At 64.3% G+C, this 16,170-nt stretch carries 12 protein-coding genes and 2 pseudogenes; 6 read left to right on the top strand and 8 right to left on the bottom strand.

The window, feature by feature from the left end; translation table 11 throughout:
- Positions 1–39 precede the first annotated feature (39 nt).
- Both AVTE2539_RS22940 and AVTE2539_RS22935 read left to right on the top strand, forming a co-directional pair.
- The gene (locus tag AVTE2539_RS22940; protein WP_284414214.1) at positions 40–837 is read left to right on the top strand and encodes a hypothetical protein; all 798 of its coding nucleotides are present in this window, start codon (positions 40–42) and stop codon (positions 835–837) included.
- 150 nt (positions 838–987) lie between these two features.
- Positions 988–2,484, top strand: coding sequence for an MASE1 domain-containing protein (locus tag AVTE2539_RS22935; protein WP_284414212.1), 1,497 nt, complete (start codon positions 988–990; stop codon positions 2,482–2,484).
- On the opposite strand, the gene AVTE2539_RS22930 is transcribed toward AVTE2539_RS22935, so the two are convergent.
- The 3 genes from AVTE2539_RS22930 to AVTE2539_RS22920 form a co-directional block, all read right to left on the bottom strand.
- The gene (locus AVTE2539_RS22930) at positions 2,468–2,902 is read right to left on the bottom strand and encodes a hypothetical protein (RefSeq protein WP_284414209.1); all 435 of its coding nucleotides are present in this window, start codon (positions 2,900–2,902) and stop codon (positions 2,468–2,470) included. The genes AVTE2539_RS22935 and AVTE2539_RS22930 overlap by 17 nt on opposite strands.
- Positions 2,903–3,131: 229 nt before the next feature.
- Positions 3,132–3,521: a hypothetical protein gene (locus AVTE2539_RS22925; protein ID WP_284414203.1), complete on the bottom strand. Its 390-nt coding sequence runs from the start codon at positions 3,519–3,521 to the stop codon at positions 3,132–3,134.
- An 86-nt stretch (positions 3,522–3,607) separates the two neighbouring features.
- Positions 3,608–7,909 carry an RHS repeat-associated core domain-containing protein gene (locus AVTE2539_RS22920; protein WP_284414200.1) on the bottom strand — a complete coding sequence of 1,434 codons (4,302 nt, stop codon included), beginning with the start codon at positions 7,907–7,909 and terminating at the stop codon, positions 3,608–3,610.
- A gap of 418 nt (positions 7,910–8,327) precedes the next feature.
- On the opposite strand from AVTE2539_RS22920, the gene AVTE2539_RS22915 reads away from it, so the two are divergent.
- Positions 8,328–8,948 (top strand): hypothetical protein, encoded by a 621-nt coding sequence (locus AVTE2539_RS22915; protein WP_284414198.1) that lies wholly within the window; start codon positions 8,328–8,330, stop codon positions 8,946–8,948.
- Positions 8,949–9,014: 66 nt separating this feature from the next.
- Here AVTE2539_RS22915 and AVTE2539_RS22910 read toward each other — a convergent pair.
- Positions 9,015–9,164: pseudogene (locus tag AVTE2539_RS22910) on the bottom strand (DNA topoisomerase III); the annotation flags it as partial.
- Between AVTE2539_RS22910 and AVTE2539_RS22905 the strand changes: the two are divergent.
- Positions 9,121–9,420 carry a TetR family C-terminal domain-containing protein gene (locus AVTE2539_RS22905; protein WP_284414194.1) on the top strand — a complete coding sequence of 100 codons (300 nt, stop codon included), beginning with the start codon at positions 9,121–9,123 and terminating at the stop codon, positions 9,418–9,420. The pseudogene AVTE2539_RS22910 and the gene AVTE2539_RS22905 overlap by 44 nt on opposite strands.
- Here AVTE2539_RS22905 and AVTE2539_RS22900 read toward each other — a convergent pair.
- Positions 9,410–10,618 (bottom strand): MFS transporter, encoded by a 1,209-nt coding sequence (locus AVTE2539_RS22900; RefSeq protein ID WP_284414192.1) that lies wholly within the window; start codon positions 10,616–10,618, stop codon positions 9,410–9,412. The genes AVTE2539_RS22905 and AVTE2539_RS22900 overlap by 11 nt on opposite strands.
- A gap of 110 nt (positions 10,619–10,728) precedes the next feature.
- Between AVTE2539_RS22900 and AVTE2539_RS22895 the strand changes: the two genes are divergently transcribed.
- Positions 10,729–11,643, top strand: coding sequence for a LysR family transcriptional regulator (locus AVTE2539_RS22895; RefSeq protein WP_284414189.1), 915 nt, complete (start codon positions 10,729–10,731; stop codon positions 11,641–11,643).
- A gap of 134 nt (positions 11,644–11,777) precedes the next feature.
- Here AVTE2539_RS22895 and AVTE2539_RS22890 read toward each other — a convergent pair whose 3' ends face one another.
- Positions 11,778–12,476 carry an FMN-dependent NADH-azoreductase gene (locus tag AVTE2539_RS22890; protein ID WP_284414187.1) on the bottom strand — a complete coding sequence of 233 codons (699 nt, stop codon included), beginning with the start codon at positions 12,474–12,476 and terminating at the stop codon, positions 11,778–11,780.
- A gap of 115 nt (positions 12,477–12,591) precedes the next feature.
- On the opposite strand from AVTE2539_RS22890, the gene AVTE2539_RS22885 reads away from it, so the two are divergent.
- A complete protein-coding gene (locus tag AVTE2539_RS22885) occupies positions 12,592–13,494 on the top strand; it encodes a LysR substrate-binding domain-containing protein (RefSeq protein ID WP_284414185.1) in 903 nt (300 codons plus the stop codon).
- On the opposite strand, the pseudogene AVTE2539_RS22880 reads toward AVTE2539_RS22885, so the two are convergent.
- Positions 13,484–13,639 (bottom strand): annotated as a pseudogene (locus AVTE2539_RS22880) (DUF3363 domain-containing protein); the annotation flags it as partial. The gene AVTE2539_RS22885 and the pseudogene AVTE2539_RS22880 sit on opposite strands and share 11 nt — an antisense overlap.
- A gap of 154 nt (positions 13,640–13,793) precedes the next feature.
- Complete coding sequence (locus AVTE2539_RS22875; RefSeq protein WP_284414183.1) at positions 13,794–16,067, bottom strand: helicase-related protein; 2,274 nt, start codon at positions 16,065–16,067, stop codon at positions 13,794–13,796.
- Positions 16,068–16,170 lie beyond the last annotated feature (103 nt).

Genomic DNA, 16,170 nt, shown 5'->3' with positions numbered 1-16,170 from the left:
TCTCTGCCGAACCGTACACCTGAAGAGGAGATCGCAGAGATGGCAGGTGAAGAAAAATCGAAGGACAACGCGAAGGAGGGGCTGCCCCATTTCAGCCTGATGGAAAAGGCGTGGGATGCTCAGTGGGTGATGCGGTTCGTGTGCATCGTGCTTTTCATTGATGGCGCACTGGTTCTGAAAGGGGGCAGCGGGTTGCTTCAGTGGTCCACTTCGACCGACAAGCTGTGGCAGGACCTGGGTTTCCTCGTCGTTGCAGCGGCGACCTTCGGGCTGCTGGTCAGCTTCGTTTTGCCAACGTTGGGTCGTTTGGTGTGCTGGATGGGTTACCACATCCGCCGCCTCGCGCGCGGCGTCCTGGAGGTCGAAGATCGCGATGACTTGGAAGGGGCGTACGGCTTTGTTGCAGCCCACAAGCTTCAGCTGTACGCCCTGGAGAGGGAAAGCGATTTCCTGCTCCGCATGTACGAGGACGCCTGGCGGCGTGAAGTGCAGCGCCGCGAAGAGCTGGATCAGATCGGCAATCTGGTCTTTGCGACGGCATTTCTCGCGGTCGCGGACGGCTTGCTCGCCTTCGTTCAACCGGACGGCCGCTCCCTCGTGCACGATGCCCTCGCTCCGCTCGGCGACACTGGCCTCGTGCTGGGATTCGTTTTGCTCGTGGTTGCGGGCTACATCTTGAGCGAGGAGACCTGGGGCGCACCGGATCGCCCGGCACGCGTGTACTACCCGCCGCTGTATCTGCAACTCGCTGAGGAGCGGCGGCAGTGCCGCGACGAAGAATGGCAGCAGCGCCTCAACGAAGAAAGGGAGGCGCTCCGGAGGAAACGCACGAGTTAGGCCATGGAGCGCTGTAGCCCCGCCATGGACGTCGCTGGGAGCTGTGGTCTGCCTGGGAGGTTGCCGCAAGCGCGATGGTCCGGGGAACTGTCTACCTGCCGCACCAACCGCGCTTGTACAGTGGCGCCCACACGCCACGGACCGGTTGGAATGGCAGCGGGGAAAGACATCGCCAAAGGCGCTCTGCTCAGCTTGGGCTACTGTGCCTCCTTCCTGCTGGCGTGGCGCTGTTCGATGGACCAGTGGTATCTGCCGGCGGGGTTGCGCGCCGCGACCCTGCTGTTCCTGCCGTATCGCCTGTGGCCTTATCTGCTTGCCGGTGATGCCGCCGCGCTGCTGGTGATCCGCGTGCCGATGGTCGAGCGCGGCGCGAGCCCGGTGTGGGCGTACACCAGTCCCTTTCTGCTGATGCCCTGCGTGGCGCTGGCCGTGCATGCCGCGCGGCGGCAGCTGCCGCGGCTGGTGGATCAGGAGTACCTGCTGCTGCCGCTGGCCTTGATGCTGGCGCTGTGGAGCACGCTGTGCAACATGGCATTGAATGCCGTGTTCAAGGGTTACACCGCGCTGACGCCGCTGGAAGCGCTCACGCGTTACTGGCTGGGCGACTACCTGGGCATGCTGATGTTTACGCTCCCAGCCCTGCTATGGCTGCGCCGCGAGGAGCCTATGACTGGCCGGACGCGGCTGCCGAGGGATGGCCTGCTCGGCTCGGCAGCCGTGGTGGCGCTGTTCCTGGCATCCTGCATCGCGCAAGATCGCCTGTCGCACCAGATCCTGATGTCGCTGATGGTCGTGCCCTCGCTGGTGCTCACGCTGCTGCACGGCTGGCGTGGTGCCGCCGTCGGCGTCGTGCTGGCCAACGTGGCGATCGGGATCATGCTGCCGGATTCCATGACGCTGGCGTCGTACCACGCCGAGGCATTCCGTGTGCAGATCGCGCTCGCGGCGGCGGCCACCGGCCTGTTCGTATTCGGGTCCCGGTTGTCCGCGGCCTTCGAGCATGCCCGCTACTTCCGCCACCAGCGTCAGGAAGCCTGGCAGATCGCGCAGGCGGAACGCACGCTGCGACGCCGGGTGGTCGAGTACAGCGACATCACCGTCCAGATCAACAAGCTGCGCACGGACATCGTCGCCCACCTCCGCTCGCGGGGACAGCACGCCGCGGCCATGGAGATGACGCGCACGGGCGTGATCCAGGCCCAGTTGCTCGACGAGTACGTCACCGCGCTGTACCCGCTTGGCATCGAGACGCATGGGCTGTACGCCATCCTGCGATCGGTCGCGATGAGCAATCTCTGCGATACCGAGTTCCAATGCCGCCTGCGCGGCGATCCCATGCAGCTTTCCCTCGGGCTGCAGCTTGTCGCGTACCGATGCGTGCTCAACGTGATCGAAACACTGCCACCCGCGAAGCGCCATCTCATCAAGGGCAGGGTCTGGCGCGCGGGTGGTCGCCAGGGCATCGCGCTCTGCGTCGTCGCCGACGCCTCGCCGCTGGAACGCGGTCGTACCGTGGTCCACGATGCGGATTGGGAGCTGGCTGCCCGGCTCAAAGTGCATGGCGGCACCTGCCGGCGCCGCCATGCGTACTGCCTCAGCTTTCTCGTTTCGGAGTCGGTGGGCGAAGGGCTCAGTCTGCGGCGCTGATCTGCCAGGAGTCGCCGCCGCTGCCGCCTGGCACCAAGCGCACGACGAAGCCCGAGGTCTGATACACCACGGACCCGCTGGAACCCGCGCCCTTGGCCGGCAAGGTCACGCGTGCGACGTCCGCACCCATGGGCAACACCCACAGCGTGTCGTTGACCCGGCCCACGGCTGCACGCACCGTGCCCGCCACATCGTTGATCTGCAGGTAGGTCACGCCGTCGCGCGAGAACTCATAGATCCGCCACGCCGGATCCAACGCGAGGTTCCGGGCCTTCGGCAGGCTTTCGCCCAGCCCCGCCGTGGCCGCCGGAGCCCCATGACCGCCGTCGGGGCAGCATGCCTGTGCCGCGCCGGCACAAGCCAGCAGAGCACCTGCCAGTGCGATGTGGGTCAGCATGCTCGTCTTCGTCATCTTCATGGTCGTCCTCGTCCCCTTCGGGGAGCTATCGCCTGCATTCCAGGCCGATTCAAGGTACGTGGTCTGAAGACGTGAACGGTCGACAAGTCCGGGGCAGTGGGTGACGTAGATTCAGGATGCTGACTCGAAGTAGCTGCCGGGCGGTCACCCACGTTTTGGCGAGTCTGGACGCGTCAAGAACAGCGAAGCGTCGTGGATTCTGCAGCGACATGCCACGCCGTGCGTCTGCCTAAATATCGTGGCATTTTGCCTTGGCCAAGCTCTTTTCGCTGAAGAATGTCCTGATTGCAGCATCGTTCAACTTGACGTCGTAGATGGTGATTCCGCCGGAGTACGGAAGTACTCCCGATGAGCCACCGAGAATGGCTGGACCCTGCATTGTGTTCTTGATGAAGACAAGGTTTTTCGCGCTTTGTGTCAGGCGAAACCCCGCCGAGTGGATGTCGTCCCTTCTCACGAGGACTTCCAGCTGGTTCGAGCGATTTCTGGAAACCTCCACGATGCCTTTGAATTGCTTTTCGACTTCCAGTCGGGTCACAAACAATGGGCCGAAGAAGTCGTTCATAACGAAGCGGTCGGTCTTCGCGTCGCTGACGACTGCAACATAGTCAGCATCCATGGCGAGACACCTGAAGTCCCCGGATGGGGAGACGGCCAAGGCCGAAGCACAGGGAAAGATGGTCATCACACATCCGACTAAGAGCTTCACTTTAACGGGCCTCCGCCTTGTCCATGATTCAGCGCGCAATCGAAACATGCCCTTGTCTCTCGCCTTACATCGTCTTCGTTTGGAAGTTCATCCCATAGCGCCAAATGCATCGCCTCGTGATAGAGAGACGACATCAGGCATCCTGCGCCACTCGCTTCAGTGCCTGACGAAATGATCGGATCATTCGGATTGCTGGCGAAGTGCGAAGAAAGGAAGATGTAATTAGGCCTTGCAACGGTAAGCCCATTGATCTGGGGATAGTTGCAGTTGAAACTCGCGGTCGCGACCTTCCTCATTACTTGTGCTGCTTTGTTGAAATCGCAGTTTCCATCGTAGCAACCCGCCTTCTTTTTTTCAGCCATGCCTTGAATCGTGTTTGCCATTTCCGTGACCGCATTGAGGATGTTCTGGCGTTGCGCCGATCCGCAGCTACTGCCGAAGGAAATCAGTCCACTAGCATCTGAGCGGGATGCGGGCGTTGAGCTGGAATATGCAAAAGTGGATATTCCGCCACTCAGACCGATCGGATCGCTTTGCGCGTAGCGCCCGGTGCTCGTGTCGTAATCGCGGTAGTAGTTCTGATTGAACCAGCTCGCGGCATCGTAGCGCTGGCCGGGAAACCGCATGTCGAAAACGAACGCCGTTCCGTCCTGATCCGGATCGCTGTTCGGCTTGGTGTTGCCGAATGCTTCACCCTTGATGTCCCACGTCCAGATCGCCACGTCTCGCGCTGGATCGATCACTGCACGGGGTGAGCCGAGGTGATCCGGCTGGACGTACTTCAGCGCCGTACCGACAAGCACACCGACCGGCAGGTCGTCCATCCAGATCGCCTGCTGGACGGGTTTGCCTTTGCTGTCGTAGTCGCCCAGCCAATGGCCTCCCTCGTCGTACAGCGTATGGGTGTTCACGGTGCCGAGGAAGCGGCGGACCTGCTCGCCCCGGCCGTTGTAGCGGTATTCCATGGCGAGGACGCCGCCATGCTTCGCCTGGCTCATGCGCCCGGTGGCGTCGTAGGCGTACTCGTTCGACGCGCCATCGATGGCGATCGTGTTGCCCGCGGCATCGTAGCTGCGGGTCTCTTTGGCGGTCGTGGCCAGGCGGTGGCTGCTCGCCGGGTAGGTATAGGTTTGCACTGCACCGTTGACCTGTGCGCTGAGGCGGTTGCCGGTGGCGTCGTAGGTATAGCTGTCGATCACCGTATCGGTCGGGCCATCCTTGAACGCGGTCAGCCGGCCCAGCGGGTCGTAGTCCAGCTTGACCACCGGCGCGGTGTTGCCCGGCGCGGTCAGCGCGCTGAGATTGCCGACCGGGTCGAAGGCAAAGCCCACCGCAAGGCCATCGCTACGCGTGTCGTTGACCGCCAGCGGGCGGTAGTCCTGATCCAGCACCCGCTGCATCGGCCGGCCGTTGCCATAGGTCCAGCCGGCGACCGGGCCGAACGGATAGTAGGTCGCCTGGTTCAGCAGGACCTGGCGGGCACCGCCTGGCGGGGTCACCCCAACCTCGGTGGTCTGGCCCTGGGCATTGCGCACGTAGTCCACCACCGCCCCGTCCGGGTAGGTCAGCCGGCTCAGCTGCCCGGCCTTGGTGTAGGCGTAGCGGACCACGAACACCTTGCCGTTGGTGGTCTGCACCTTGCGCACCAGCTCGCCGAAGCGGTCGTAGCAGTAGTCGGTGCTGCCGCTGCCATCCTGCATCCTGGTCAGGCGGCCCACGCCGTAGGTCTCGCCGCTGGCGCAGGTGGTCTGGCTGACATCGTAGGTGTAGCTGACGTTGAGGCTGGTGGTCGGATAGGTGACCTGGGTCAGCCGGTTCAGCGCGTCGTAGCCGTAGCTGGTCTTGATGTTGCGCGCATCGGTCTGCGTCGCGCGGTTGCCGGCGCTGTCGTAGGTGTAGGTGGTGCTGCCGGTGTCCGAGCTCGTGAGCTTGGTCAGGTCGCCCAGGCCGTTGTAGGCGTAGGTGGTGTCCAGGCCCTTGGGATCGGTGACCTTGGTCAGGTTATCCAGTGCGTCGTAGCCGAACTTGGTTTCGGCGGCGATGCCGCCCACGTCCTGCAGGGTGCGCGCCAGGCGGTTGAGCGGGTCGTAGTCGTTCTGGGTGGCATGCCCGAGCGCGTCGGTGACGGTCTTGGTGTTGCCGTTGGCGTCGTAGCCGAAGTCGGTCGGGTCGCCCTGCGCGGTGGCCTGCGTGGCCAGTTGGCCGAGCTGGTTATACACCCGCGAGAGCGTGCGCTTGAGCGTGCCAGACGCGTCCTTGGTGTCTTCCTTGGACCGGTTGCCGGCATTGTCCAGGGTGTAGTGGATGGTATTGCCGGCGTTGTCGGCGATATCGGTCAGCCTGTGCGCCGCGTCGTAGGTGAAGCGGGTGAACGCGCCATCGGGCTGCGTCACCTGCTTGACCAGGCCGGTCGGCCAGTAGTCGATCGTGGTGATGCGGTCGTCGCTCTCGCTGCTGTCGTCGGCCCCACGCACCTTGCTGGCGGTCAGCCAGCCGCGCGGGTGGTACGTGTAGTCGGTGACCACGCCATTGGCGTCTTTCACTGACAGCACGCGACCGGCGCCGTCATAGGCCAGGTACTCGGTGACCTGTCCCAGCGCATTGGTCACCTTCCACAGGTCGCCCTTGCGGTAGGCGCAAGTGGTCGGGGACGTGGCGCAGGTGCTGGCGTCCGTCGCGTAGTAGGTGTACGTCGCTTTGTCTGTGACATCGCCACGAGGTCCGTCGACCGAGGTCACCAGGCCCAGCAGCGGGCAGCGACCTGCATTGATGTCGGTCTGTTCGCAGTAGGTGGTCGTGGATGTGCGGGTGATAGCGCTCGCCGGATCAGTGCGGGACGCAGTGAGCGGCTGACCGCGGGTGTTGTAGGTCCAGTTCGAACGAGACACCAGCGCATTGGAGGCATCGTACGTGCGCCGCTCCGTCGGCACGTGGAAATCCGGATGCCAATCGGTCTGCACGGTGCGCTTGCGGCCTTCCGTATCGTTGGCCGCGCTGATGCGCTGGACCAGTAGACCGCGGGCGTCGTAATCCTCGTCGGTCGTCACCCCCTTGAAGTCGGTGAGCAGATCGGGGTAGCCATTGGCGTCGTAGGTTCGCTGGCTAACCTGGGACGCGCCGCATTGGCTGCACAGCTGATCGACCGCTGTCTGCTTGGCACGACCTAGTGCGAATGCGTACGAATGGGTGGAGACATTGCCCAGTTCATCGGTCACCTGGGACTGCTGCTGCCCGAAATCGATCGATACGCGGTCGATCTGGCTGTTCGCACCGCCGTGCCAGCTGGCGATCGCCCGGCCCTGGCTGTCGTACTGCCAATTCGCATAGGCCTGACCTGCTTCGTCCACGATGCCGGTCAGCAGCAACGCATCGCTGCTGTCGCCATAGACATACTTCACGGTAGCGAGCGTTGGCGATGAGCCATCCGTCATCTGGTACTGCACGCGGGTGAGGTTTTGCTGGGTGTATGCGTATTTCACCTGCCGGCCGTCCGGCTGCTTCACTACGGTCAAACGGCCACTGGAATAGCCGAACTGCAGGCGGCGACTGCGTACATCGGTCACGTCCTGCAGCAATCCTGTCGATGCGTAGCGCAGGGTCAGCACGTCGCCATCGCGGTAGCTGATGCGTACGAGCTTGCCGTCCATGTCAAATCGGTAGCGCGTGTCGTCGCTGCCGATGGCGTCCCATCCCGTCTGCGTCCCGCCTTGCGACACAGGTTGCAGGCGTTCCCGCACGTCCGCGTCAGGCTTCCACACGCCATTGCCCTCGCCCAAGAAGCGATAGCTGTTGCCGCTGGGGAGGTTGAGACGGCGTACGGGTGTGCCGTCCTCGTCGGCTGATGTCAGAGATATCTGGAAGCTATGCCGCCAGCGCGGCCCCAGCACGTTGCCCGGATTGGCGTCGATGGCCACGCTGCTGTAGTGGCGCTGGAGCGCCAAGTGGCCCGTGCCGTCGCGCGCGTCGGTCTCGGTCTGCACCTTGATGCCGAGGGGCGCATTGATCGGGTTGCCCACCTGGGTGGGCCCGGTGGTCACGTCGCACTGGTTGTTCTTGCCGGGATCCCACGGCTTCGGGGCGGCGGTACCACCGCAGTATTCGGCGATGATGTCCGGATTGTTGCAGTAGTAGGTGCCCAGCCCGAAGTCCGCATTGCCCGCATTGGTGCGGCAGTTCTGAGTCCCGGGAATGGCCCCTGCATCCTGAAACAGCGCTGCGCACTCCCCAGGCACCTCGGCCCGGGCCGGCATGAGCGCCGCGCAGCAGAGCATCCCCAACGTCCATGCGAATCGACCCATGATGTCGTCTCCCGTTCGTCCTTGCGGGCGGTCGAATGCAGCAACGCGGCATCCTTCCGGCGTCGGTCGCTGGCGCATGAGCAGCCAGCGAGCGGAGCCGACTCTAGACACCTTTTTGCTGCGAAGTGTTAAGAAGCAATGCAGGGCTGCGGCCAACGCGAGCGTTGGCGATGACGTGACTTCGACGACGAACGCTTCGGGTGGGCTGGTGAGCGGAGCGCGGTTGCATTGCACAACTTGCGAGAGCCACCGCGCAGGGACGCACGTTGGGTTACTCGTACCCTCCCGTAGTAGGGGGAACGTCCTACATGTGACGAATGCGGCTACAAGTGCATCCTTGTCCGACCTTGTGCGGCTGCAGGCCGGTTCGGTCTGCATGCAGTAGCAGCTCTCAGGACTCCGTCCAAAGGCACCTCCATTGCAGAAGACACCGCTCACCATCCTCTCTCTCGCCGCGTTCCTGGCGGCATGTTCCGGCGGCTCGGACGTCAGTGTGGAGGCACAGCAAGCCACGACGATCCCTGGCTACGAAAGGTACCAAACGCCGGAGAACCCTGCGGTGCTTGACTCTACCGGCAAGGTGAAGGAGATGGCGACGCAAGTCCTCGGGCCGAACTACGGCGGCCTATGGGTCGTGCATCGCGATGACGCCACCGTGCGTGTGGAGGTCGGCGTCGCCGGCAACATCGAGGTCGCGCGCAGAAGCGCGCTGTCGGACCAGCCGGGGGTCGATCTCGTACCGGTCAAGTACAGCCATGCCACTCTCGATACGATGATGATGAACATCATGGAGCGGTTCCGTCCGAAAGAGGAGGGCATCGGGCCGACGGTCTACAGCGCGATGGCCTCCACCAAGGACGCCCAGATCTCGATCTGGACGAAGAAGGAGAACATCGAACCGGTGAAGGCGATCCTGGCGCGGGAGGGGTATGACACGAGTATCCTGAAATTTGAATTGCAGGACGGCCCGTTCACGTTCGCCATTGCGCTGGATACAGGCGCCGTCTGGCAAAAGGGCGAGGCCGGCTCTTCTCGGTAGTGGCAGCCGAGGTAGGGCGCGCAAAAAAAGCGGCTCCCGAGGGAGCCGCTGTGAATTACCCAACGTTCAAGCCACCAACTGGCGCGCAAGCGCCACTTCCACCGAATCACCGTCCTGGTTCAGCACGTCGAGCCCGCTTTCCGGGATATCTCCCGACGTGCTCTGCGCCGCCATGATCTTCTGCGCCATCAACTTCAGGCAAGCCATCTGCGATGACGCCAGGGCAGTGCAGGGCGGCGCCTCGCCGGACTCGCAGCGCCATTGCGTCGAGTCGATGCGGCGGCTGATCGACAGCCTTATCCAGCAAGGCGTGGTGGACAGGGCCGACCCGCAGGCGCTGGCATCGCTGATTTACGGCAGCCTGGCCGAAGCGGCGTTCTGGATCGCGGACGGAGAGGACGGCAATGCGCGACTGGCGCAGGCCGTGGACGCATTGGAGTTGTCGCTGCGTGGGCTGTTGGTCAAACGATAGTCGCTGCAACCGGCACTTTTCTTCTGTCGAACCATCCGCTCCACAGGGTTAGCAGAAGGCCCACGCCGACCATGATGGCGCCGACCCACGGCGTCGCACCCAGCCCCAACCGGGACTCCGCCACCAATCCGCCGATGACAGCGCCAAGCGCGATGCCGGCATTCGCCGCCGACACGTTGATGGTGGAAGCGATGTCCACGTTGCCGGGGCGATGGCGCTGAGCGAGCTGTACGACGTACAGCGCCAGTCCCGGCACGTTGCAGAACATCAGCGCACCGAGCACGCCAAGCGTCAGGATCGAGCCGAGCATGGATGACGCGGTGAAAGTAAAGATCAGCAGCACCGCCGCCTGCGCGCCGAGCATCAACGCCAGCGCTGGCACAACCTTCTTGTCCGAAACCCGCCCGCCAAGGAAATTGCCGACGATCACCGAGACTCCGTACAGGGCTAGCATCCACGCCACGCCGTTCGGGCCGAAGCCGGTGATGTCGGCCAGGATGCTGGGCAGGTAGGCGAAGGCGACGAAGGTGCCGCCCCAGGCACAGAAGTTCATGCCGAACGCGATCAGCAGGCGTCCGCTGCCCAGCACCTTGACCTGCTCAATGAGGCTGCCGGCCGGCGCGATGTCGATCTTCCGGGGCAAGGTGGCCGCCATCGCCAGCAGCGACACCAAACCGATGGCCGCGACGAACCAGTAGGCCATCGGCCAGCCCAGGCGCTGGCCAATGACGGTCGCAATCGGCACACCTGCGGCGACCGCGATGGTCAGGCCGCCGAACACGATCGCCACCGCCGAGGCCCGCCGGTCTTCCCCCACCAGACTCGCGGCGATCGCTGCGCCGACACCGAAGAAAATGCCATGCGGCAAGGCGGAGACGATGCGTGCGACGATGAGGAATTCATAACTCGCGCTCAACGCGGCCGCCGCATTGGCCAGGACGAACAAGGCCATGACCGCCAGCATCAGCGTCTTGCGCGACAGGTTTCCCGTCAGGGCCGCCAGGATGGGCGAGCCGAAGCTGACCCCTAGCGCATAGCCGCTAACGACCAGACCGGCCCGCGCCAGGTTGACGCCGAAGTCATCGGCGATCTGCGGCAGAACACCGACGCTCGCGTACTCGGTGGTGCCGATGGCGAAGCCACCGACCATCATGGACAGCAAGGCGGGCAAGGTTCCGCGCTGGGTGGAAACGGCCATCAAGCACTCCGGAAATAGATGAAATGGATCGAGCCTTCCGAAGCGTAAAGGGAGTAGCTATGATGAAATAGATGCTTAAGTTCAATTCACCATTGAAATGGATTCACTTAATGTCTCGCCAGAACATCAACCGTGCTTTCGAGATGGAAGTGTTCATCGCGGTGGTCGCCGCCGAAGGCTTCACCGCAGCCGCCGAACCGGTGGGCATGACGGCCTCGGCCGTGAGCAAGCTCATCAATCGACTGGAAACACGCCTGGGAACGAAGCTGCTGCATCGCACCACGCGCAAACTGCAACTCACGCCCGAAGGCAGCGCCTTCCATGAACGCTGCCTGCGCATCCTCGATGACATCGACTGCGCCGAGCGCGAGGCCGCACAGGTGGGATCACCGCGCGGGCGCGTGCGGATCAACAGCCATGTAGCCTTCGGCGTTCACTACCTGCTGCCGCGCGTCTCGGAGTTTCTGGAGCGCTACCCGGACGTTCAACTGGACGTGACGTTGAGCGACGTGGTGGTCGATCTGCTGGACGACCGCAGCGACGTGGCGATCCGCACCGGGCCGCTGCCGGATTCGCGCCTGACACAGCGCCGGCTTGGCGCCAGCGGACTGGTGGTGGTCGCCTCGCCGGACTATCTGCGACGCGCCGGCACTCCCGAACGGCCCGAAGACCTGCACCGGCACCGCCGCCTGGGCTTCCACTACGCCCGGCATGTGGATGCCTGGCCTTTCATCAACGGTGATGGCGCGCACATCGCCATCGCACCGTCGAGCGACCTGCGCCTGGGCGATGGCGAGAGCATGCGCCAGATGGTGCTGGCCGGGGCCGGTGTGGCCCGGCTGGCGCGCTACCACGTCCGGGCCGATCTTGCTGCCGGCAGGCTGGCGCCCTTGCTGGAAAACCACGACTGCGGCGCCGTGGAAGACATCCATGCGGTGTTCGTCGGGCCCGGCCGCCATGTGCCGGCCAGGGTCAGGGTGCTGCTCGATTTCTTGGCCGAACGGGTCGCGCGGGATTTGGCTTGAGGCAACAGTCGGTGCTGACCGCTGCGACGTGGGCATCTTCCTTGTCAACGGCGACCTGGCCGTCCATCGTGCGCCAATCACCCCGCGCATTTGCGACCGGCTGCCGACCTATGCCTTCGGCATCGCCAAAGGCCTCAAACTATTCGGCTTGCCGGCGAGGCCACGTGGCTTGCCAGCAGCGATACCAGTCCGTCCACCGCCGTTTCGGCTTGCTGGATCGAATCGGCCAACCGCTGGCCGGAGAACTCGTCGTACTCGATGGCCACGCCGTGCACGTCGGTCACGCCGATGTAGGCAAAGGCGGTGCGCACGGACGCTTCCACATGGTTGCGCCCGGCCAGGCGTTGGCCCGCGTCGTATCCATAATCCCCGCGCGAGGACAGGATCACTAGGCACTTGCCGGCATTGGCCAGCAGCGGCCAGTACGGGTCGCCGCTGCGGCCCCGATCGAACCCGAAGGTCCGTCCCACGCGCACGATGTTGTCGATCCAGGCCTTGAACTGTGCCGGCGGGGCAAAGTTGTACATCGGCACGCCGGCGACGATGAGATCGGCTTGCAGCAGTTCGTCCACCAGCGTGTCGCTCTGCTGCAGCGCCTCTCGCATCCAGTCCTCGCGCTCGGATTCCGGCGTGAACGCGGCATGGATCCAGCGACCGGTGACGGGCGGCGGGGGCTCCTGGCCCACATCCCGGTAGATCACCTGTGTTTCTGGGTGTTGTGCCGTCCATTGCCGAACGAAACGGGCCGTCAGTCGGCGCGTGTGCGAGCCGTGGGGTGTCGCGTCGGAACCGCCCGGGCGGGCGCTGGCGTCGATGTGCAAAAGCGTGGTCATGCTGGCAGTGCTCCTGATGGATGAATTAAAATCACTGACAGAAAGTTTCATTCGAGAATGAAACCAGGACAAACGATCATTTATCAGCCAACGGCTGATATGGAATCATCCATAGATGGCGACGCGTCTCCCTTCGCTCAGTGCATTGCGTGCCTTTGAGGCAGCGGCGCGGCTGCGCAGTTTCAAGAAGGCGGCCGAGGAACTGGCCGTCACGGCCACGGCCATCAGCCACCGCATTCGCGTGCTGGAGGAAGACCTCGAACGCCCCTTGTTCGTGCGCAAGGTCCGCGCGGTCGAACTGACGCCGGATGGGCAGACCTTGCTTACGGCGGTCAGCAGCGGCTTCCAGGCCATCGCCATGGCGATCGAGCAGGTGCGCCGACCTCGCCGTGCGTCGGTGACGCTGTCGGCGACGCCGGCCTTCGCCACTAAATGGCTGGTGCCGAGGCTGGCCGCGTTCCAGGCCGCATATCCCGACATCGACCTGCATGTGCATGCGTCCAACGTACCCGTCGATCTGAGCGCCGGCACGGCGGACCTGGCGATCCGGTACGGCCACGGCCATTACCCGGGTCTCACCGCCGCCTTGTTGCTGGAGGATCGTTTCGCCCCTGTCGCCAGTCCGACCCTGCGGACCGCGATACGCCAGAAGGCGTCGCAGTGGCCGCTGATCCATTTCGACTGGCATCGCCCCCTCCCCGTGGATCTCACCTGGGCGGCCTGGATGCGCGCGAGCGGCCACCCGCCCTCCGACCAGTCCACCGGCATCCGCTATTCCGAGGAAAGCCACGCCATCCAGGCGGCTGTCGCCGGCCAGGGTGTGGCGTTGCTGAGCCTGCTGCTGGTCGAGGAAGAACTGCGAATGGGATTGTTGGAGATCGTGGCCGAACCGGTGCTCAAGGGCATGTCGTATCACGTCATCAAGCCCGGCCGGCGGTCTGTATCCGACGCGGTGCTGGCCGTGGAAGACTGGCTGGTGCGCTTGGCCGAGACAACGCACTTCAACATCAGTCCATAGCCGGCCCACGCTGCCGCCCAATCTCCCACGACACACCACCGCCGCGCACTGTCGCGGCGATCTGCTGTCCCAGCCGCTGTTCGATCACCGGCCGCCACGGCAGCAGGCTGAATCCCTTGCCGTCGTCCGGCATCGCATAGCTACCTCGCGGCTAGTATTTCCAAGGAAGTCGATGCATCGTCTACCGATCCGCTGCCGGATTGGACGATTAGGCACCTGGCGGCGTACGGTGTCGACCAAGATATGAGAGGTGCAAAGAACCGCGGCTCCCGAAGGAGCCGCGAAGGATTGCGAGATATTCAAGCCACCAACTGCCGCGCGAGCGCGACTTCGACGGAGTCCCCGTCCTGGTTCAGGACGTCGAGGCCGCTTTCCGGGATGTCTCCCGACGTGCTCTGCGCCACCATGATCTTCTGCGCCATCAACTTCAGGCACGCCATCTGCGATGACGCCGCGTAGCCCAGGAAGATCACCCGGATGTCCTGCTTCTGTCCGATGCGCCAGGAGCGGCGCGCGGCCTGCTGCAGCGAATACACGTTGTAGCCGGACTGCATGAAGACGATCGTCGGAAAGTCCAGCAGATCGAGTCCGGTCTTCACCAGTTCCGGGTTGGTGATGAGGACATCGACGCCGCGGTCCACCTGCTCGGCGATCCAGTCCTCGCGGCGGCTCGCATCCACCGTCGCTCGCAGCACCGCGACTTTGAAGCCTTCCAGTTCGAGCAACCGCTTCAGGCGTGCAGTCGTGTCCCGCTTGCCGGTGTACGTCGTATAGACGAGCGTGTTCCTGCCCCGGTCCTTCTCCTGCCGGCAGATCTCGATCAGTTCCTGTTCCTTGGGCGTGACCTCCATGTCGTGGAACTGGGACGGCACGAACGCGAGGGTGTCCCGCGTGCGGGGATGCACGACGTTCTCCGCGCGAAAGCACGTGTCCGGCCAGGCCAGCAGCGTGTTGAGGACGACACCCAGCAGGGTGGTGTCGCGGCGGGCCAGTGCCTGCCGCAACTCGGTGGTGAGCCGCACGGACAGCGCCGCATAGGCGGCGGCCTGGGCCGGTGCCATCGGCACCTCTCGGAACTCCTCGTCGTACGGCGGGAGCGCATCGCTGCCGATGTCGCGCAGCTTCAGGAAGATCGTGAACGGCACGACGCAGCGCAGCACGCCCTTCGGACCGAAGCCAGGTGCCTTGACTGTGCGCACGCTGACCTTGTTGCCCTTGGCGGTCTTGTGCGCCGTGCCCGCGCTCTCGGAGTAGATGTCCTTGAGGACGCCGTGGTCGCGCATGAACGCCATGGCCGCCGAGGCCATGCTGCCGCTCTTGGAGGGCCGGTAGCCGTCTTCGATCATCCGCCGGGGCAGTGCGCGGAACAGCAGGTAGAACAGGTCATCGCCATAGCCGCCCATCAGCGTGCCGGTGAGCTCTAGCGACTTACGGCACTTCGATGCGAGCACGCCCATGGCCTGGCCTTGGGCGCTGCCGCCGTTCTTGTACTCGTGCGCCTCGTCGGCGATGAGCAAATCGAACGTGCCATTAGGCAGGTAGCGTTTGACGAACTCCGAAGGCTGGTAGCCGCCCTCGCCGAAGCCGAACTCCATATTGGCCATCGCGCGTTCCATGCGCGTGGCTTGGCGGTCGGAGAACACCAGCTCCCCGTCGCCATCCATCAGGTTGATGAATTCATGGATGTTGTCCCCTAGCATCGAGGCCAGGAAGCCATCGCCGAACTTGCGCATCAGCTTCTGGGCCGTGACCTCGCCGATGGTGGGAATGCGCTTGAGCGCCTTCAGCACGGCCGAGGACTGGTCGCTACCCGACAGGGTGCGAGGACGCATCAATGTCCACAGGGGCGCGGCGCAGTGGCTGCACTTCCTGCGGTACTCCTCCGCTTCCAGCGCGACCGGGCTGACCGGTTCGCCGTCGAGGTCGGTGATGACCGTGCCGCAGTCCGGGCAGGCGGCCACGTGGCCGTGGCGCGTACGCCGGGCGACGAAGGTGGGCTTCCAGTGGAAGCCCATCCGCATCCGCACCCGGCCCAGGACGAAGAACTCCTGGCCGCCGGGCTGCACGCCCAGTTGCTCGCGCAGCTTGATGAGCTTGACCAGCGTATCCGGGCCGTTGAGCACCCAGACCTTGGCACCCGCCACGGTTTCGAGAATCTCGCGGCGCCACTTGTAGACCAGGTGCGGCGGCGACAGAACCAGCGTGCGGCGGTAGCCTTCGGCGTGCAGCACCGCCGCGGTGGCGATACCCACCGTGGTCTTGCCGCAGCCCATTTCGCCGTTGATGAACGCGGCGCGCTCGCCGCGGTCGATCAGCAGCTCGGCGGCTGCATGGACGACTTCCGCCTGGGCGGGAAAGAGCCTGCGCTTGAGGCCCGCAATGACGCGCTCGCGATGCGCCCTCGGCTGGCCGGCATAGACCGGCGGATTGGCGCGGTTGAGCGATTCGAGCAGTTCGTCGCCGAACTCGGCAACGAATTCGGTGAGGCTCAGGGACAGGGGCGAGGCTTCCGCATCGAGCAGATCGCCTTGCACGGGCTCCGCATCGGCGGTGGTTTCCAGATCGAGGGACATGGTGATGCTCCAAAGCAATGGGGCATGCACCTCCCCCAGGGGGCGATGGCATGCCCCGGGTGGGAGAAAGCTCGGCGCGCGGCCGAAGGGATCAGAAGTTGCA

This window comes from Acidovorax sp. SUPP2539, assembly GCF_030158975.1.
Lineage (GTDB): Bacteria > Pseudomonadota > Gammaproteobacteria > Burkholderiales > Burkholderiaceae_C > Paracidovorax.
This window is presented reverse-complemented; position numbering and strand designations above follow the sequence as displayed.